The organism is Pseudomonas sp. Z4-7, from assembly GCF_051131965.1.
Lineage (GTDB): Bacteria > Pseudomonadota > Gammaproteobacteria > Pseudomonadales > Pseudomonadaceae > Aquipseudomonas.
Window position 1 is genome coordinate 3012515 of sequence record NZ_CP071642.1, and the last position, 19783, is coordinate 3032297.

At 62.4% G+C, this 19783-nt stretch carries 13 protein-coding genes and 2 pseudogenes; 7 read left to right on the forward strand and 8 right to left on the reverse strand.

The window, feature by feature from the left end:
- Positions 1 to 47: 47 nt before the first annotated feature.
- From J3P91_RS13700 to J3P91_RS13720, 5 genes and pseudogenes are all read right to left on the reverse strand, one after another.
- The gene (locus tag J3P91_RS13700) at positions 48 to 770 is read right to left on the reverse strand and encodes an amino acid ABC transporter ATP-binding protein (protein WP_305494738.1); all 723 of its coding nucleotides are present in this window, start codon (positions 768 to 770) and stop codon (positions 48 to 50) included.
- A pseudogene (locus J3P91_RS13705) lies at positions 763 to 987 on the reverse strand (amino acid ABC transporter permease); the annotation flags it as partial. The pseudogene J3P91_RS13705 and the gene J3P91_RS13700, both read right to left, overlap by 8 nt.
- Positions 974 to 2467, reverse strand: a pseudogene (gene lhpI / locus J3P91_RS13710) (cis-3-hydroxy-L-proline dehydratase); the annotation flags it as partial. The pseudogenes lhpI and J3P91_RS13705, both read right to left, overlap by 14 nt.
- 10 nt (positions 2468 to 2477) lie before the next feature.
- Positions 2478 to 3296 carry an ABC transporter substrate-binding protein gene (locus tag J3P91_RS13715; RefSeq protein WP_434568540.1) on the reverse strand — a complete coding sequence of 273 codons (819 nt, stop codon included), beginning with the start codon at positions 3294 to 3296 and terminating at the stop codon, positions 2478 to 2480.
- Between the two features lie 232 nt (positions 3297 to 3528).
- Entirely contained in the window at positions 3529 to 4278 is a 750-nt protein-coding gene (locus J3P91_RS13720; RefSeq protein WP_434604879.1) for a helix-turn-helix domain-containing protein, read from the reverse strand.
- 805 nt (positions 4279 to 5083) lie between these two features.
- Here J3P91_RS13720 and J3P91_RS13725 point away from each other — a divergent pair.
- On the forward strand, positions 5084 to 5620 hold the full coding sequence (locus J3P91_RS13725) for a hypothetical protein (protein ID WP_434604881.1): 537 nt from the start codon (positions 5084 to 5086) through the stop codon (positions 5618 to 5620).
- A 3-nt stretch (positions 5621 to 5623) separates the two neighbouring features.
- On the opposite strand, the gene J3P91_RS13730 is transcribed toward J3P91_RS13725, so the two are convergent.
- Positions 5624 to 6955, reverse strand: a complete 1332-nt coding sequence (locus J3P91_RS13730) for a cation:proton antiporter (protein WP_434604883.1) — start codon at positions 6953 to 6955, stop codon at positions 5624 to 5626.
- Between the two features lie 319 nt (positions 6956 to 7274).
- On the opposite strand from J3P91_RS13730, the gene J3P91_RS13735 reads away from it, so the two are divergent.
- The 4 genes from J3P91_RS13735 to ligD are packed head-to-tail and all read left to right on the forward strand — an operon-like array spanning position 7275 to position 13424.
- On the forward strand, positions 7275 to 8660 hold the full coding sequence (locus J3P91_RS13735; protein ID WP_434604885.1) for an iron-containing redox enzyme family protein: 1386 nt from the start codon (positions 7275 to 7277) through the stop codon (positions 8658 to 8660).
- 9 nt (positions 8661 to 8669) lie between these two features.
- Positions 8670 to 9671, forward strand: coding sequence for a methyltransferase (locus tag J3P91_RS13740; protein ID WP_434604887.1), 1002 nt, complete (start codon positions 8670 to 8672; stop codon positions 9669 to 9671).
- Positions 9643 to 10806: a carboxylate-amine ligase gene (locus tag J3P91_RS13745; RefSeq protein ID WP_434604889.1), complete on the forward strand. Its 1164-nt coding sequence runs from the start codon at positions 9643 to 9645 to the stop codon at positions 10804 to 10806. The genes J3P91_RS13740 and J3P91_RS13745 overlap by 29 nt, the downstream gene beginning before the upstream one ends.
- Entirely contained in the window at positions 10803 to 13424 is a 2622-nt protein-coding gene (gene ligD / locus J3P91_RS13750; protein WP_434604891.1) for a DNA ligase D, read from the forward strand. The genes J3P91_RS13745 and ligD overlap by 4 nt, the downstream gene beginning before the upstream one ends.
- Positions 13425 to 13672: 248 nt before the next feature.
- On the opposite strand, the gene J3P91_RS13755 is transcribed toward ligD, so the two are convergent.
- A complete protein-coding gene (locus J3P91_RS13755) occupies positions 13673 to 17818 on the reverse strand; it encodes a CheR family methyltransferase (RefSeq protein WP_434604893.1) in 4146 nt (1381 codons plus the stop codon).
- Positions 17819 to 17973: 155 nt separating this feature from the next.
- Positions 17974 to 18585: a Yip1 family protein gene (locus J3P91_RS13760; RefSeq protein ID WP_434604895.1), complete on the reverse strand. Its 612-nt coding sequence runs from the start codon at positions 18583 to 18585 to the stop codon at positions 17974 to 17976.
- 167 nt (positions 18586 to 18752) lie between these two features.
- Here J3P91_RS13760 and J3P91_RS13765 point away from each other — a divergent pair, with 167 nt between their 5' ends.
- Together J3P91_RS13765 and J3P91_RS13770 are read left to right on the forward strand one after the other, a co-directional pair.
- Complete coding sequence (locus J3P91_RS13765) at positions 18753 to 19253, forward strand: CinA family protein (protein ID WP_434604896.1); 501 nt, start codon at positions 18753 to 18755, stop codon at positions 19251 to 19253.
- 10 nt (positions 19254 to 19263) lie between these two features.
- On the forward strand, positions 19264 to 19782 hold the full coding sequence (locus J3P91_RS13770; RefSeq protein WP_434604898.1) for a hypothetical protein: 519 nt from the start codon (positions 19264 to 19266) through the stop codon (positions 19780 to 19782).
- Position 19783 lies beyond the last annotated feature (1 nt).

The following is a 19783-nucleotide window of genomic DNA, read 5'->3' on the forward strand; positions in this document are numbered from 1 at the left end:
TACACGAGTCCGGGTGGGAGCGAGCTTGCTCGCGAAAGGGCCAGTCGCTATTTCACCGATTTCAGAAACGCCGCCGTCTCCGGCTGCTGCGGATTGCCGATCACCTGGTCCGGCGGCCCGATCTCATGAACTCGACCATTGCAAAAGAACGCCACCCGGTCGGAGACGTCGCGGGCGAAGCGGATCTCGTGCGTCACCAGCACCATGGTCATGCCGTCCTCGGCGAGCATGCGCATGGTGTCCAGCACCTCACCCACCAGTTGCGGGTCCAGCGCCGAGGTGGCTTCGTCGAACAGCATGTAGTCGGGTGACATCGCCAGCGCCCGGGCGATGGCCATGCGTTGTTGCTGGCCGCCGGACAGCTTGCCGGGGAAGGCCTTGAGCTTGTCGCCCAGGCCGACGTGCTCAAGCTGCCGCACCGCCAGCGCTTCGGCGTCCTGTTTGCTCTTGCCCAGTACCTTGCGCGGCGCGAGCATGACGTTTTCCAGCACGGTGAGGTGGGGAAAGGCGTTCCATTGCTGGAAGACAATGCCGATCTTCTGTCGCAAGCGATTGAGGTCGGTGGCGCTGTCGTGGACCTCCACGCCGTCCACGCGGATACTGCCTTTCTGGATCGGCTCCAGGCCATTGATGCACATCAGCAGGGTCGATTTGCCGGAGCCGGAGCCGCCGATGATCGAGACGACTTCGCCCTTGTCCACCGTCAGGCTGACACCCTTGACCACCTCCAGGTTGCCGAATGATTTGTGCACGTTTTCGATCTCAATCATTTTCCTGCCACCTTCTTTCCAGGCGCGCGCCGAGGCGGGCGACCACCAGGCTCATGACGTAGTAGATGAGGCCCGCGATGCACAGCACCAGCAGGGGTTCTTGAATCCGCGTGACAATGGTCTGCGAGGCGCGGAGCAATTCGACAATGCCGATCCACATCACCAGGGCGGTGTCTTTCATCACCCCCAGCACCAGGTTCAACCTGCTCCAGCACGGCGCGACCGCAGGTGATCGCCACTGCCACGTCGGGGTGCCTGGTTCGTCCCGCACAAATGTTCGCCAGGGTGGCGAATTCGCTCAGGGAGAAGTGCGGGTTACCCAGGGAAACCACATCCACATGGCTGTGCCGGGCGCTGTTGAGTTCGCGCCAACTGGCGAGCAGTCCCGTCGCGTCCACGGTTTTCACCGATAACACGGCGTCGTGATCCAGGACCTGGGCCGGGTCCATGGCCTCCGGCGTCACCCCAGCGATGTGGAACAACGGTGCCGCGCTGGTGGTGGCGAACGCGGCGCCGAAGGCTTTCAGGTCGTCCAGGGTCGGCGCGGCGTCTTCCAGGCCTCGGATCAGCGGGATGCGCCGCCCCGTTAGGCCGCCAACGTGATAGCCGAGCAGCGGATAGAAGCTGTCGTCTGCTGATTCGATCCTTGGCACCTCGACGATCAGGGCGGCCTTGCGCTGGTCGTCGAGATGACAACCGGCCAGCGGCGCGCGGCCACACAAGGCAATGCAGATATCGAGGAAGTCCGGGTATTTCTGCGTCCGCGCACCGAGCACGCTGTTGGCGTAGACCACCGCGTTGGACTCGGCCCAGACGATTTGTTCACCCGCCGTCGGCGCGGTGTCGAGCAGGTAGGGCGCGCAAGTGAAGCTCAATTGCGCGCCCATCGCCATGTAGGCGTCGCCCAAGGCACTGGCCGGCTCGCCCAGGGCCGGATCGACGCCGAGCTCACGCCAGCGGCGCTGGTCCACGGAAATCGAATTGAGGGTGGTGGGCACGCATACCTTTGCGCCCCACTGCACCAGTTGTTCGGCAAAACGCAGGCTGGCCGGGCCGGTATAAATGCAGCCGTCGATGTGGGCCTGGGTGATGTCCAGCAATTGTTCGGCGCCCTGGATGTCGGCCATGCGCAAGACGATTTGCATCGCCACCTGGGCAGCCTTGCCATGGACCCCGTCAAGCAGCGCCTGGTCCCGTTCGTTCAAACGGACAGTGGAGGGCTGGAACGGCTGCGCGCAAGTATTTTCCCCACGCCATTGGTCGTTGGGCCGACGCCCGGACAAGGTCAGGCGGTTGCCCTCGACACGCCCGAAGCCCTGGCCGCGCAAAGCGCTGAATGCTTCGCTGCCGATGCACAGCACCGGCAGGGAGCGCCGGAAAACCACCTCGGCGACAAGCACGCCCAGGGTCAGGATTTCATCGGCTTCGGCCAGCACCAGTGCCGCCGGTGCATGGCCGTTGCTGATCAGTTCCATCAACACGCTGCTGCCGGTGCAAGAGCCACGCCCGCTGGGAATCGCCAGCACGCGCCCGGCCAGGCGCTCGCCACTGAGCGGGTGGTGTCGGTCGATGACTTCGCCCGTGGCCGGATCAACCCCGCCCCAAAAGCTCAGGCCGACATCGGCGAACAACAGGCTGCCCTCGGCGGCACCCTCGACCAGGCTGCGGCCCTGCAGGCGGATAGGCGTGCTCGGCATGCCGCGATCCTCAGTAATAAACCTGCGGCACGGTCAGGTTGGCCGGCGGTATGTCGCTGCCGACCCACTTCACGAAGAGCTCCTTGTAGCGGCCGGTCCGCACCTGCTGGTTGACGAACAGGTTGAGGTAATTGAGCAGGCCGTATTCGTTGCGTTTGGCGCCGAGGGATACGTAGTCGATGACGTAAGGCGCGTCTCCGGCGATCTTCAGGCCCTTGTACTTGCCCGATTTTATGGTCGCGGCAGCGACGGTGTTGGTCACCACGGTGGCATCGATGTGGCCCTGGGCGACGGCCAGCAGTGTGTCGTTCTGCGATTGATAGGCGCGGAAACTGCCGCTGCCCCAGCTCTTCTGGTCTTTCTCCAGGGCAATGGCTTCATAGGTGCTGCTGGTGTTGCCGAGCTTCTTGCCCTTGAGGTCGGCGTAGCCGTTGATGCCGGTGTCGTCGCGGGTCAGCACGACCATCTGGAAAGCGAAGTAGGGCACGGTCAGGCCGACGGTTTTGGCCCGCTCCAGGGTGTCGGAAGTGGAGGCGACGATGACATCGGCGCGGCCCGAGAGCAGCGCGGGGATTCGGTCGGAGAATGGCGTTTCCACAACCTCCGCGTCGACGCCGAGAACCTTCGCCAGATCGTGGCAATAGTCCACGTCGAATCCTGCCGGTTTATTGCTTTCATCACGAAAGCCCATCGGAGGGAAGTCCAGTGTCACGGCGCAACGCAGTTTCCCCGAGCCGATGATGTCGTCGAGTTTGTCGGCGTGGGCGGGAAGGATGAGCAGGGGAAACAGGGCCACGCCGAGGGCTACGGCCAATGCAGGGTTTTTCATAAATGCCTCGCTGTCGAATAAGTGCTGGGAAATATCGTATTGAGGATTTCGTATACGATATTAAATAAGCAATCGACGTGCCTGTTTTTGTTTTCCCGATAAATCGTCAGTAAGCGCTTGATATACCGAGGGTTGCCGATGCTGCTTGCTGACGTTGGCGAGCAGGCGTGTCAGGTGCGGTGTTACAGATAGGAGCAGTGGTACTCGCGCACGCCCGATAAAGGAACAGCAATCAGCGCTGGTTTTCCCGGTATTGGCTGGGAGACAGGCTGGTCAGGGCGCGGAACTGGCGACTGAACGCACTGTGATCGGTGTAGCCGCAGCGCAGGGCGATCTCGGTGATGGGCAAGTCCTGCTCCAGCAGCAAGCGTGAGGCTTCTTCCAGGCGCGCCTTGTGAATCATTTGCCGGGGCGTGAGCTGGAAGATGCGCTTGCAGTGTCGCTCCAGTTGCGCCACCGACACCCCGGCGATGGCGGTCAGCTCGGCCAGGCTGATGGTACGGGCGAAGTGGCGCTTGATGTGTGCATCCACCGCCGCCAGCTTCTGGAACGCCGGATGGCTCGATTGTGGCAGTTGCAGGTCACGGGAGATTCCGGCCAGGCCGACGATCCGGCCAGTGAGGTCGTGCAGGGCCAGTTTGTGGGTGAGGCACCACACTGGCTGGTTGCCGTAATACAGGTGCAGTTCGAGTTGGTCGGCCAGTTCTCTTCCGCTGGCGAGCACTCGGCGGTCCTGTTCGGTGTACAGCGGGCCGAAGCGTTCCGGGAATACCTGTTCTGCGGTGAGGCCGAGCAGGTCGTTGCGCTCTTTGAAACCGCAGCGTCGGGCCAGGGTCTGGTTGACGAAGGCATAACGGGCCTGGTTGTCCTTGATGAAGAACACTGTGTCGGTGAGGGTGTCGAGCAGCGGCGCGATGGGTTGCAGGCTCTGGAGCAGGGTGTCGAGGTCGCAGGGGGGCAGGGAGGCGAGTGAGGGGTACATGGGCGGTGTCGTTTTTTTGTGAGGCAGGGAGTGTCGGATGGAAGTGATGCGATTGTCACGTGCTCCGTCGTCGGTCTGGCTTTATCTGTCTCGGGCTGTCTATTGGTGTATATCCGTTGCTGTGGTAACGGCCACTTAGGGTTCCGCCCTTACGGCGGCTCACTTTTGGAGGAGCGCCAAAAGTAAGCAAAAGCGCTTTGCCCCACCACTCGGTGCCCTCGCCTAGGCTCGGCATGCCCTCACTCCGGCATTGCTCCGTGGGCCGCCGCGAAGGGCCATCCATGGCCCAGCGCGGCTAACCCGGCATCCATGCCGGGTTACCCACTGCGCAATGCCTGCGTTCGGCCAGCGTGGTTAATGGGGCGCTGCGATCAAAGTCAAAAGCAGAGCAAGAGCAAGAGCAAGAGCAAGAGCAAGAGCAAGAGCAAGAGCCGGGCACATACTGGCACTCACGCGACTGTCCTACCGCCTTCGCGAGCAGGCTCGCTCCCACATTGGATTTTCGGCAAACGCAGATTTCATGGCATACAGAGAACCCCTGTGGGAGCGAGCCTGCTCGCGAAGAGGCCAGCCCATCCAACATCTTCATTGGCTGGCAGTCCGCCATCGCGAGCAAGCTCGCTCCCACAGGGAAACGCGAACCAACCGAAACCAGGTCGGCTACTAGGCCGCCTCGCGGCGGCCCACGGAGCAAGGTCTGCCTTCAGTCATTTGGATCCAAAGAACCTTCGGTCCATTGCTTTGAACTCAGCCACGGCGATCCCTTCTAGATGCACCTCAATCAAGCCGAGGAACCCCCTGCGCAATGCCCAGAATCCTGACTTACCCTACGCCCGAAGAAGATCTGACCGAGCACAATGCCAAGCTGTTTGGCTCACCCAAGGAGCGGCTGGATTTCTACCGGCGGGAAATCCAGTACGAAACCAGTATTCTCGCCAATCGAACCGACGCGTATCTGGCCGCACAGTCTTTCCTGGTGATTGCCTTCGCGTCGTGCATGGCCAACCTGAATCCGGAGTGGGGCAAGCTCTTCACGCTGATCGTGCCGCCATTTCTGGCGCTGCTCGGTTTCCTAAGTTCGCTCAACGCCTGGCCGGGGATTCGGGCTGCCTACGAGATCATCGACCATTGGCATTTCAAACAAAGCGAACTGCTGCGCAGTGAACCGTTGATGGGCCTGGCCTACGATGATTCGCCGCTGTTCAGCGAGCGCGAGTCGACCCACAAGGGCTATCGCAAGTCGCTGCTGTTTTCGGTGCGCACACCGTGGATCTTTGCGGCGTTCTGGGTGTTGCTGGGAGTGTATTCGGTGTTCATCCAAGTGACCGACCCGGGTGGCTGACGGTCACTTTTTTCGGCGCTCATACCACGCCAGTGCGGGTTGGGTGCTCACGCCGTGCACCAGGACGCTCAGTGCCACCACTGACAGCGTAAGATCGATGCACAGCTGCGCCACTTCGGGTTGCAGGTGATGGTTCAAGGCGTAGAACAGGTAAAACAGGCTGCCGATGCCGCGTATGCCGAACCAGCCGATCAATAACCGTTGCGGCCCATCCAGCAATCTCCCCCAAGGCATCGCCAACACGCTCAACGGCCGGATCACCGCGAACAGCAAGGCACCGATGGCCAAGGCCCGCCAATCCCAGTGATGGGCAAGGACCACGCCGAGCAGTGTGACCAGGAACACTTCCATGGAGCGCTCCACCAGGCTGCCGAACGCCAGCATGTCGCTCATCATCACCCCGGCCGCCACCTGGCCGTCGTCCAGGGCCTGGGTGTCGCCGTGCACGGCCTGCTCCGGTTCTACCGCTTCATGGCCCACCAGCGGTTGCACCAGATGCTCGGCCGGCGGCGCGTTTTCATCGGTAGACTCGACTTCCGCCTGACGCAATCCCAGGCCGGCGGCGAACACCGAAAGAAAGCCATAAGCCTGCACCGACTCCGCCGCCACGTAGGCCAGGGCGATCAGGGCCAGGGCCAGGTAATCGTTTGGCGACAGGGTACTGTCGGCGTTCCTGATGCGCATCGACAAGGTCAGCCGGCCGATGCCACGCCCCAGCCAGTAACCGATCAACAGCCCCGCCGGTACGGCCCACAAGACGTTGCGCAAGGCCCACTCGCCGAGGAATCCGCTGCCGTCTTCCTGCAGCATGAGCAAGCCAAGGATGACAAAGGGAAATGCAGTGCCGTCGTTCAGCCCGGCTTCCCCGGACAGGCCGAACCGCACGCGATCATCGTCGCGGGCATCATTGACCTGCACCAGTGCCGCCAGCACCGGGTCGGTGGGTGCGAGCATCGCGCCGATCAGCATGGACACGCCCCATCCGAGCCCAAACAGGTAGTGCAAGGTCAGGCACAGGCCGACGATGGTCAGGATCATCACCGGACCGGCCAGCCCGTAGGCCACGCGCCAGCTGCGGTTCTTCAATGGCAGGCGCAGCTTGAGGCCGCTGACGAACAGCGAGAACACCACGGCAACTTCGGTCAGATGCTCCATCCAGCCTGACGAATCGTCGACCCCCAGCCGCAGCAGTCCCAGCCCCGCCGGACCAATGGCGACGCCCAGCACCAGGCACACGGCCGAGGTGGTGACCGGCATCCAGCGCAGGTAGGACGACGTCAGGGCCAGGGTCAGCAAAACGGCACCGAGCACCGCTACCCACACTGTGAAAATCATCGTTGCTCCTTGGGTTGGGGTCACTCATTTCCTTGTGGCGAGGGAGCTTGCTCCCGCTGGCCGCGCAGCGGCCTTTCTTTGGGGGCCGCTGCGCACTGGAGCGCCAGCCCGACCCAGCGGGAGCAAGCTCCCTCGCCACGAAAAGCAGCCTTGCCTTGCGTTCGAGGGTGTTAGCGAAGCGAGGGTTCCCCGGCATATCGGCAGGCTCCCGTTTATCCGGGCGCTTTTCGATCCAGGGGAATTTTTTCCCGTGCGCGAGGCTCTGCAATGGAAGAGACGTGCTGATCGAGCGTCCCGTCGAGAAACCCAAGAGGCCTTTATGACTGCGCTGACATCCCTCCAATCCAGGCCTGCCACCGCGCAGCCATTCACCACTGCGGGCAACGTTCGTCAATGCTACGAGCGGCTGCTGCAGGGCCCCGACGACAGCGACAAGCAAGCCGATGCCCAAGCCTTTCTCCAGCCTTTGCTGGAGCAGGCCGCGGCGTTGCCCCAGGAGATGCCCGACGATCCGGCGGCGCTGCTTGCCTGGGTAGAACAGCACAGCGCCGGCGTGGCCCGGCAGTACGCCGACTACCTGGAACGACGCAAGAGTGGCGGTCGTCGGGAGTTCTTCCACAGCAAGGCCCAGGCGTTGTACTTCCTGCAGGCCGTGGCGCCGACCAAACTGGTGGATGGCGCCTGGTTGTACGGCGTGCTCAGGCATTGGCATGACCACCGTTTCGAAGGGCTGCTGTGTACCTATCTGGAAGAGCTCGGCGATGGCGTGCCGGCCCAGAACCATGTGGTGCTCTACCGCAAGCTGCTGGCCGAACATGGCCTGTCGGACATGCCCGACATCCACGATGACCGCTACCTGCAAGGTGCGGTGCAACTGGCTTTGGGTTATGCCGGCGACGAGTATCTGCCCGAGGTCATCGGCTACAACCTTGGCTACGAACAACTGCCACTGCATTTGCTGATCAGCGCCTATGAGCTGAGCGAACTCGACATCGACCCGTATTACTTCACGCTCCATGTGACCATCGACAACGCCAGCACCGGCCATGCCCACAAGGCTGTGCAATCGCTGCTGCAACTGATGCCGATGGAGGCGGATCGCGAATCCTTCTGGCGTCGGGTCACCCTGGGCTATCGCCTCAACGACCTGGGGCAGGGCAGCCGGGCGGTCATCGAGTCGTTTGACCTGGAACGCGAGGTCCTCGACATGCTCGAGCGCAAGCGCCCGTTTGGCCAACACATGCATTCCGATTACTGCAAATTCGAAGGCAAGACCGTCAACCAATGGCTGGCGGAGCCGGGGCAGCTGGAAGGTTTCCTCAAGGCCATGCAAGGCAAAGGCTGGATCCGGCGCCACGAAGATCCGCAGAACAGCCGCTTCTGGACCCTCATCGAAGGCGCAGGCGCGGCGATGTTCGGGGTCTTCAGCCCTTTCGAAAAGCAGCTGTTGCACGATTGGATCGCCGGCGACTGGTTGGAGGAGCGCGGTCGCTCCGGTGCCCGCCGCAGCCTTGGCGCGGCGCAGGATACCCAGGCACCGACGCAGGATCCGGACGTGCAGAACCTGCAGCAATTGCTGCGGGGCAAGGCGCCCGATGCGCAGATGCAGATCCTCATGCCCTGGCTTTCGCCGCGCGCCCATAGCCATCCGGCCGGGCTGCTGGCGACCCGCCGGTTCATCGAACTCAAATCCGCCCTTCGTTAGGAGCCCTGCATGAATCAGGAAGATCGCCTGTCAGAACCCGACCTGGCGCTGCTGCAACTGGGTCGCCGCCTGCACGCCGACGGCTACCGTTTCATCACCCCGACACCGTTGACCCATGAGCGGGTCAATAAACGGCCCGGCAACGAGCGCTCGAAGACCCTGCGGGACGTTTTCGGCTGGTCGCGGCCGTTCGCGCCTGGGCTGATTTCCGCCGATGAGCAGCGTCAGTTGCAGGAGGCGCAGGTGCTGGAGGAACGTGACGGCCTGTTATACAGCCGCGTGCGCTGGTCGAGCCTGGACGGGATGCTGTTCGCCCATTCGCAGTTTCCCACCCAGGCCAATGACGCAGTATTTTTCGGCCCGGACAGCTATCGGTTCGCCCATCTTATCCATACCCACCTGCAACAGAACTTCACCGCGGTGCATCGGGCCGTGGACATCGGCTGCGGTGCCGGTGTCGGGGCCATGGTGATTGCCCGCGCCCGGCGCGAGGCCGAGGTGCTCGCCGTGGACATCAATCCCCTGGCCCTGCGCCTGTGCGCGGTCAACGCCGCGCTGGCCGAGGTCGCCAACGTCGAGGTCGCCCACAGTGATGTTCTCGGGGACGTCGAGGGCAGCTTTGACCTGATCGTTGCCAACCCACCGTACATGGCCGACCCGGCCGAGCGTGCCTATCGCCATGGCGGCGGCGCGCTGGGCGCCGGCCTGTCGCTGCGTATCGTCGAGCAGGCGTTGCCCCGGCTTACGCCTGGTGGCTCGCTGGTGCTCTACACCGGCGTGGCGATGGTCGACGGTCGCGATCCGTTCTTGGAGGCGCTTGGCCCTTGGCGCGATTCGGCGCAGTACGCCTGGACTTACCGGGAACTGGACCCGGATGTCTTCGGCGAGGAATTGCTGACCCCGGGTTATCAGGACGTGGAACGGATCGCCGTGGTGGCGTTGGTTGTCACCCGCACGGGTGCGGGTATCGGAGGGAACATCGATGAACAGGCGTCTGAAGTTCGGCATTGAAGAGGAATATTTCGTCACCGACCTGCAAACCCGGCACATGCCCGACCAGCCGCCCGCGGCGGCGATTGCGGCATGCCGGGAGGAGCTGGGTGAGCATTTCGCCCACGAGATGTTTCTGAGCCAGGTGGAGATGGCTTCGCCCATCTTCCAGAACCTGGCGGAGGCCGCCGATTACCTGGCCCAGGTGCGTAGCGGCCTGACGCGGCGCCTGGCACCCCACGGCCTGGGATTGTTGAGCGCCGGTTCACATCCGATGACCACGGTCGGCTTGCAGCCCACCGACGAGCTGCACTTCCAGCAATTGTTCGACGACTACCAGCGAGTGGCGCGCCGCAGCGTGTTATCGGGCCTGCATGTACACGTGGAAGTACCGGGTGATCAGGACCGGGTCAAGGTCATGAACGAAGTGTTGCCGTGGCTGCCGATGTTGTTGGCGCTGAGTGCATCTTCGCCGTTCTGGAACGGCGGCTACAGCGGCTTCAGCAGTTATCGCCAGGTGGCCTGCGATGAATGGCCGCGGATGGGCGTGCCGGAGTTCTTCGCCGACGAGGCCGCGTTCAACGGCTACGTCGACATGCTCACGCGCACCGGCTCCATTCGCCAGCCCAGCGATTGCTGGTGGGTGCTCAGGCCGTCGTCGCGTTACCCGACGCTGGAGCTGCGCATCTGCGATGCCTGCCCGCGGATCGACGACGTCCTGTGCCTGGTTTCGCTGTTTCGCCTGATGGTTGCCCATGCCTGCGCCCAGCCCAAGCCTGGGGCCAATTACAGCCTGATGTCGCAGTGGATCCTCAAGGAAAACCGCTACCGGGCCAAGCGCCACGGCATCCTGGCGGAGTTCATCATTGAGGGGCAGGAACAACCCATGCTCATTGGCGAATGGCTGAACCTGGCCGAGCAGACCTTCGCCGACACCGCCACAGCGCTGGGTGTACAGGACGTGTTCAAGCAGGCCCGCCGGATCGTTCAGGAGGGCACCAGTGCTGATCGCCAGGTCGTGCTGTATGAACAAGGCTTGCTGCTGGGGGACTCCATCGAACAGGCCTTGATGCGGGTGGTTGATCAGTTGCTGTCGGAAACCGCCGGCATGCCCGTGGCCGATCCTACCCTTGCGCAAGTTGCAGGTGGCCCATGACCAGTAAAACTCTTGAAGATTACAACCGCATGCGCGACTTCGCCGCCACCCCGGAACCGGCGGCGAAACGCTCGCGCAAAGCGGCGAAAACCGCCCATGCCTTGCAGTACTGCATCCAGAAGCACGACGCCACGCGGCTGCATTACGATTTTCGCCTGGAGCTGGACGGCGCGCTCAAGAGCTGGGCAGTGCCCAAGGGACCGTCCCTGGATCCGAAGGTCAAGCGCCTGGCCGTGCATGTCGAAGACCATCCGCTCGATTACGCGACCTTCGAGGGCAGCATTCCCGAAGGGCATTACGGCGCCGGTGATGTCATTGTCTGGGACCGGGGCGTGTGGATTCCCCAGGGCGACGTACACGAAGCCTATGAGAAGGGCCGGCTCAAGTTCGAACTGCGCGGAGAGAAACTCGCCGGCCTGTGGAACCTGGTGCGCACCCATATGCCCGGTAAACAGGAGCAATGGTTCCTGATCAAACACCAGGACGACGCGGCCCGTCCGGAGAGCGAGTACGACGTGGTCCAGGCCGAGCCGGACAGCGTGCTCAGCGACCGCACGATCGTGCCCAAGCGTCGAGGCAAGGCCGCTGCCGCCAAAGCGGTAAAACAACCGGAAAAAGCCGCGCCGCCGAAGTCGTCGAAAAAAAATGCGAAGACCACCCTCAGCGGCGCCGTTGCCGGCCCGATTCCCGAGACCCTCAAGCCGGAACTGGCGACGCTGGTGGACAGCGCGCCCGATGGCGACTGGCTCTACGAAATCAAGTTCGACGGCTACCGGGTCATGGCGCGTATCGACGACGGCGATGTGCGCTTGATCACCCGCAACGGCCATGACTGGACCCACAAACTGCCGAAACAGGCCGAGGCCTTGGCCGGGCTCGGATTGGAATCGGCCTGGCTCGACGGTGAAATGGTCGTCGCCAATGAGCAAGGCGTGCCGGACTTCCAGGCCTTGCAGAATGCCTTTGATGTCGGCAGCAGCGGCAAGATCGCCTATTACCTGTTCGATTTGCCCTACCTCAACGGCATGGATCTGCGCAAAGTGCCGGTGGAGGAGCGTCGGGCCGCGCTGGCAGCGGTGCTTGAAGCGAATGAAGATCCGTTGCTGCGTTTTTCCGACGCCTTCGAGGAAACCCCCGAAGCACTGCTCAACAGCGCTTGCCAGATGCGCATGGAAGGATTGATCGGCAAACGCCAGGGCAGCGCCTATGTGTCCCGGCGCAGCAGCGACTGGATCAAGCTCAAATGCAAGAATCGCCAGGAGTTTGTCGTGGTCGGCTTCAGCGAGCCCAAGGGCTCGCGCAGCGCGTTCGGTGCCTTGTTGCTGGGCCTGCATGACGTAGACAGCGGTGAGCTGCGGTATGCCGGCAAGGTCGGCACCGGTTTCAACGAGACGACGCTCAAAAGCATCTACCAGCAGCTGTTGCCCCTGGAAACGAAAAAAGCCGCCGTGGTCAACCCCCCCACTGGTTACGAGGCCAAGGGCGTGCACTGGCTCAAGCCGGAATTACTGGCCGAGGTGGCATTTGCTGAAATGACCAAGGAAGGTTCGGTACGCCACGCGGTGTTCCATGGCTTGCGCAACGACAAGCCGGCCAAGGCGATTACCCAGGAACTGCCGAAACCGATAGAGAAGCCCGCCAGGAAAAAAACCGCCGCCAAGGAGGAGCCGGCACCGGCCAAGCCCAAGACGAAAGCCAAGGCCAAGACCACCCAGGCACCGACTCTGGACGGCAAGGTGCGCATTACCCACCCGGACCGGATCATCGATGCCAGCAGTGGCACGACCAAGATGCAACTGGCCGAATACTACGCCAGCGTTGCCGAGTTCATCCTGCCGGAACTGGCCGACCGTCCGGTGGCCCTGGTGCGCGCGCCGGATGGCATCGCCGGCGAGCTGTTCTTCCAGAAGAACCCCGAGCGCCTGGCGATTCCCGGCATCACCAGCCTGGACAAGGACCTGACCGGGCAACCGGTGATGATCATCAACAACGCCGAAGCGCTCATCGGTGCGGTGCAGATGAGTACCGTGGAGCTGCACACCTGGAACGCCACTTCGGTAGACCTGGACAAGCCCGACCGTTTTGTCCTCGACCTTGACCCGGACCCGGCGCTGCCGTGGAAAAGCATGGTGGAAGCCACCCAACTGACCTTGTCGGTGCTGGATGAACTGGGCCTGAAGGCGTTTCTCAAGACCAGCGGCGGCAAGGGTATCCACGTGGTGGTGCCGCTGACCCGCAAGTTGGGCTGGGACGAGGTCAAGGGCTTCAGCCACGCCATTGTCAGCCACATGGCCAAGCTGTTGCCCGATCGCTTCTCGGCGGTATCGGGACCGAAAAACCGGGTGGGGCGGATTTTCATCGATTACCTGCGCAACGGCCTGGGCGCCACGACCATTTGTGCCTATGCCGCCCGCACCCGTGAAGGGCTGCCAGTGTCGGTACCGATTTATCGCGAAGAAGTGGCCGAGCTCAAGGGCGCCAACCTGTGGAATGTGCACAACGTGCATGAGCGCCTGGCCGAGGTGGGGCATGAGCCTTGGGCGGACCTGAAGAAAACCCGCCAGGGCATCACGGCCGATATGCGTCGGCGGATTGGGATGAAGACCACCGCCAAGTAGCTGAAGGCGGACTCATTATCTGGAGCTGGACTGCCTTCGTGGCGAGGGAGCTTGCTCCCGCTGGGGTGCGCAGCAGCCCTGAGCTTTTTGCGGTCGCTGCGCAACCGAGCGGGAGCAAGCTCCCTCGCCACAAAAGCAGTTGCCACTGGAGAGCGCCTCTAGCCACAAAAAGGCCATTTCCACTAGAGGCATCTCTGATACAAAAGGGATTATCCTGCTGGAAGTCCCATCCCTGGCCGGCCATCTGCCTAGTAAACCCGCGCCCGCCGCAATTGCTCGATCGCTTCGATCAATTCGTCATAAGACACCGGTTTGCCGATGTGCTGGTCAAAACCCGACTGCTGCGACTTGTGCATGTCGACAGACGCACCGTACCCGGTCAGGGCGATGGCCGGGATGTTTTTGATGTGGGGTAACTCGCGCAACGCCTGCATCAGTTCATGGCCATTCATCACCGGCATGCCCAGGTCCGAGATCACCACGTCGTAACGGGCGTCCCGGGCCGCTTCCAGCGCTTGCAACGGTTGATCGAATGCAACGACGTTGGCGTCTTCCATTTCCAGCAGCAGCTTGAGGGTATCGAGCACGTCGGGGGAATCGTCCACCAACAACACCGTCAAGCCGCTCAGGCGTCCGGATTGCTCTTCGCAGGCTTGCGGCTTGGGCGCCAGCTCGGCGCTGCTCAAGGGCAGGCGGATGGTGAACGTACAGCCTTTGCCCAGCCCTTCGGACTTGACCTCGACGCTGCCGCCGTGGGCTTCGGTCAACTGCCGTACCAGCGACAGGCCGATTCCCAGCCCTTCGCGCTGATGGGTCGCATGCTGGGTCTCGGCCTGGCCGAACAGATCGAACACTTCGCTCAAGTGTTCCGCGGCAATACCGACGCCTGAATCCTTGACGTCCAGGCGAGCCATGCGCCCGTCCTGGCTGGCGATCAACTGCACGCGGCCCCCGTTCGGGGTGAATTTCAGCGCGTTGTTCACCAGGTTCCAGATGATCTGCTCCAGCCGGGTCGGATCGGCGTTGACAATCAGCTCGCTGCCGGGCCCTTCGGGCAGTTCCAGAGTGACCTTGTTCGGGTGATTGTCGTTGATCACCACGGTGTAGATGTCTTGCAGCACGCGACCCAGATCGACCGCCAGGCGCTTGAGCTTGAGCTTGCCGGTGCGTACCCGGGCTACGTCCAGCAGGTCGTCGATGATACGCGCCTGGCTGGTGACAGCGTCGCAGATGGTGTTGACCGCCCTGGCAGCCGCAGTGACGCTCTTGGTCACCGGCAGGCGGCGCAGCAATTCGGCGTTGAGCTGGATCAGATTCAGCGGGTGCTTCAGTTCGTGGGACATGACCGCGAAGAACTCATCCTTCAAGTGGCTGTTGTTCTGGGTTTCCATGAGCCGCTGGGTCTGTTCTTCGTGCAGGCGCTTATGCCCGGTGAGATCACGGGCAATCTTCACGTAGCCCTGCAAGTAGTCGCCACTGAGCAGCGTGACCTCGCCGCTGCAGAAGAAGCGGCTGCCGTCCTTGCGTTGATGCCAGCGCTCGTCTTCGCAACGGCCTTTGGCACGAGCGGTGCTCAGTTCGGTTTCAGGAGCGCCGTAGCTACGGTCTTCCGGGGTAAAGAGGAAGTCGTAATAAGCGCCTTCGGCTTCGGCCTTGGTATGGCCGAAAATCAGCTGCGCGCCGGTGTTCCAACTGGTGATCACGCCATGTTCGTCGAGCAGGATGATCGCGTAGTCGCGGGTGCTTTCGGCCACCAGGCGCATGCGCTCTTCGCCCAGGCGCAACTCTTCTTCAGCGGCCCGGCGCTTGGTAATGTCGATAAAGGTCAACACCGTGCCGTCGATGTGGTCTTCGCTGGAGCGATAGGGCAGCAGGCGGGCGATGTACCAGCGGTCATCCTTGCTGCTGACTTCGCGCTCGATCATGTTCAGCGACTCGAACACCTGGGTGGCGTCCGCAGCCATCTCCGCATAGTCCAGGCGGTGAGTGATGTCGAGCAGTGAACGGCCGGTGTCCACCGGGAGCATGCTGAAGATTTCCGTGGCCCGCGGGGTGAACCATTTGATGCGCATGCTGCGGTCGACGAATACCGTGGCGATGTCGGTGGAGGCGATCAGGTTGGTGAGGTAGTCGTTGATCTTGTCGGTTTCCTCGACCTTGGTCTTGAGCTCGTAGTTGACCGTCAGCAACTCTTCGTTGATCGATTGCAGCTCTTCCTTGCTGGTTTCCAGCTCCTCGGTGGCCGAGCGCAGTTCCTCGTTGATGGCCTGCATTTCTTCATTGGAGGCCTTGAGCTCCTCGCTGGAGACCTCGGCCTGCTCGATGGTGTCCTGCAGGTGCGACTTGGTCCGCTGCAGCTCGCGCTCCAGATTGGCCAGCACCTGGTTTTCGGTCTGGCTGGTGATGGCGGTAACCTGCTGGCTGGGGTCGACTTCCTCCTCCTCGAACACGACAAGGACAAAATCGCCATCGGATTCGTCGTCGCGATACGGCTGGACCAGCAGGTCCACCAGGAAGCGTTTGCCATCGCGCTCCATATTGACCTGGCGGGACTTGACCGGCTGGCCGTTCTGGTTCACCTGGAACAAGGCGGTGCGGATTTCCAGGCGCAGCTGCGGGTTGATCAGCGTCAGCAGGTTACGCGACATCTCGCCGCCAACGTGGCGCAGATAGCGGCCGGCGGTTTCGATCATGTGCAGGATGTCGCCATTGCTGTCGACAATTATGCTCGGTGGCGCGGCCCGTTCGATGGCACGCAAGTGGATATCGGCAAACGACACCTTGCGCGGCGCGATGATTTGCGGCGCGGCCAGGGACGAGGTGCTGCGCACGTAACCGCCACGGGGCATGGTCGGGGTTCGGCGGCTGGCGGCAGTGCCATATTTGGCGCGGAAGATCCGGTTGCGCTTGTCCACCGGGCTGAACAGCTCGCTGCAGGCATCGGCCGACTCCGACGAACCGAGGAACAGGTAGCCTCCCGGGCGCAGGGCAAAGTGGAACATCTGCAGGATTTCCCGCTGCACCTCGCGGTCGAGGTAGATCAGCAGGTTGCGGCAGACGATCAGGTCGATCTGCGAGAAGGGCGGGTCCGACAGCAGGCTGTGTTTGGCAAACAGCACGCGCTCGCGGATTTCCTTGCGCACACGGTACGTCGTGCTTTCCTTCAGGAAATATTGGCGCAGGCGAGTGGGCGGCACGTCGGTAATGATCGCTTCCGGGTAGGCGCCGCCGCGCCCCACGGTAATGGCGCGTTCGTCGATGTCGGTGGCGAATATCTGCAGCTTGGCGTTGCTCGAATCGTGCTGTAACTGATCGCTGAGCAACATGGCCAGGGTATAGGCCTCTTCGCCGGTGGAGCAGCCGGCCGACCAGACCCTGATTTCCTCAGGCGGCACGCTACCCGGCTCGACCGGCTTAAACAGGTTGGGCAGGACGTCGCGCTCCAGGGCTTCGAAGGCTTCGCGATCGCGGAAGAAATTGGTCACCCCGATCAGCAGGTCGCCCAGCAGCGCCTTGGTTTCTTCGGGGTGATTCTGCAGATACGCGTAGTAGGCGCCCAGATCTGGCTGGGCGGTGACCTGCATGCGCCGTTCGATACGCCGCAGCACGGTGGCCCGCTTGTAATGCTTGAAGTCATGCCCGGTGCCAGCGCGCAGCTGCACCAGGATGTCATGCAGCGATTGCTCGGCGGCGACTGCTTCGCGTTCGGAGGTTGGCGGTTGGGTCTTGATTTCCGGGTCGTTGGCCGTCGGCAGACGAATATTCTGAGAATTTCGCCACAGCTCCAAGAGCTTTTGCGGCATCTCCACCACGGGAAGCACCAGGTCGACCATCTGGGTGTCGATGGCGGCTTGGGGCATGCCGTCGAATTCGGCGTCCTGGGGCGATTGGGCGATGGTCACGCCGCCCTGTTCCTTGATGCGCGACAGGCCCACGGCTCCGTCGGAGCCGGTGCCCGACAGCACCAGGCAGAATGCCCGCTCCTTGTGTACGTCGGCCAGGTCACGGAAAAACAGGTCGATAGCCACATGCCCGCCGAGGCGCGGCTCGGCCGGCTTGACCTTCAGATATCCGTCGTTCATCGACAAATGATGGGCGGGGGAAATGACATAGACATGGTTTTTCTGGATAGCGACCGTCTCGCTCACCTGGAGCACCGGCATCTTGGTCGATTCCTGGATGATCTTGTCGGCGATGCTTTGATGGTCTGGAGCCAGGTGCAGGACGATCACGAACGCCATGCCATTGTCCTTGGGCATGTGCTCGAAAAATTGCTTGATGGCCTGCAAGCCGCCCGCGGAGGCGCCGATTCCTACTACCGGAAAATCGAGGTTGCTGGGGCTCAACTCTCGTCGCTGTGGCACGTTGGGAGAGCGTTTGCTTGATGAAGACATATGACATTGGCCTTAGGAAGGGCGGCGCAGCGGTCCAGCGCTGTCGCCTCGATATTCAGGGTGCAAAAACTCGCAGGATAGTCGGGTTAGGCGAAGATTGCGAAGTGGATGTTCGCCTGACCGCGGCTTCCGTCATTGTGCGCCTCGACGCGGGCTCAGCCCACCGGCACGCGAAGGTATTCCGGTTGCAGGTAGTTGAACCACAGCAGGATCATTTCCACCAGGATCGTGACCAGCACCAGTAAACCGACGCCCCAGACGCTCGCTGAATACAATAGCCCTTGTTCTTTCTTCAGGCCCATGAACTTGGGTAGACCGACGAACAGCAGGAATGTCGAGTAGACCGAGGCGAGCAACAGGACCACCACCGCCAGCCAGCGGCTGGGGTACAGCCCGAAGATGCCGGCCAGGAAGTACGGGGTTGCGGTGTAGGCGGCAAAACCGATGCACTGGTTGATCGTGGGCCGAGCCTCGAAGGTGCGCGACATCCAGCGGATGAACAGCCCCATCAGCGAGACGCCGATCACGATTGTCAGGTAGAGCAGGGCGCACAGTTGCAAGGCGCTGGCCTGACTCAACCTCACGGTCTCGTTTTCGGCCAGGCTCCAGCCGGTCCAGGTGGTGCCGACGAACAGGCACACCGCCGGAATCAGCGCGAGCAACAGCAGATGGGCCAGGTAATGGTGAGGGTGAGCCTGCTCCTGCTCGCGAATGTCCCCCCAGGCAAATTCCGGATGGGTGAACAGCTTGACGAAAAGCACAGACATGACGACCTCCTGATCAGGACAGCCTCTGCATGAGGCTCATACCGTTATGAGGTACAGGATCGGCCAGGGGTTTCATTTATTTGGCGTGTCCGGGCGACGGCGCGATAAAGGGAATGATTCGAAACCGGGGGGGTCAACCCATCAGCATCCATGAAGGACTGAATGCCATGACTGTTGCCCAATCCCTGGTTGATTATCTGCAAGACCATGAACTGCGCCTGACCACCGCCGAGTCCTGCACCGCCGGGCTGATCGTCACCCTGTTGGCGGAAGTGCCGGGCAGTGGCTCGCTGATCGAAAGCGGCTATGTGGTGTATTCCCCCGAAGCCAAGCAGCGCTTGCTCGGCGTCAAGCCGCGCACCATCGATACCTTCAATCTCACCAGCCGCGAAGTCGCCGAGGAAATGGCCCTGGGCGCGCTGCGCGACGCCAACGCCAACGTCGCGGTCGCTACCACCGGCCTGCTCGGGCCGGACGACAAGGACGGCATACCTGCTGGCACGGTCTGTTTTGCCTGGGCGTTCGAGGTAAACGGCCAGCGTGCGCTGTTCAGCCGCCAGGAGCGATTCTTTGGCGACCGGCGCCAGGTGCAGTTGCTCTCCAGCGAGTACGCCTTGCGGCAATTGCCCGGCTATCACCAGCGTGCTTTGGCCGGTGAACTTCGATAGGAGCGGCCCCATGATCGATCAGCGTGAACAAGACGACCACCGCAGCCGCCAGTTCCCGGTGGAAGAGGACATGGCATTCCAGCACAAGGTCTGGCGCTTCGAGCGGGTCGGCTGGTACGTATTGGTGCTGTTGGTGATCCTGACCCTGCTCGGGCTGTTTTCCCGTGGTCCGCTGAGCAGCCGCGAAGCGCAAAGCGCGGACGGCAGCATTGGCGTCGAATACGAGATGTTCCATCGCAACGGCTCGGTCAATCCGCTGGTCATCCGTCTGCAAGGCGCGTCCAACGCCGTGCTGGAGGTGGAGCTCGGCGGCGATTGGCTGGAGGGGTTCGATGTGCAGAGCGTGCAACCGCAGCCAGTGCGTTCGGCCGCCGCGGGGCAGGGTATGAAGGTCTGGGTCCGGGCCGACGGGCAGGGGCGGGCCAACCTGCACCTGTCACTGCTCGGTGAAGGCCTCGGTAACTATAAAAGCCGCATCGCAACGCCCAATGGCGCCGAGGTCAGGTTCAATCAATTCATCTTTCCATAGG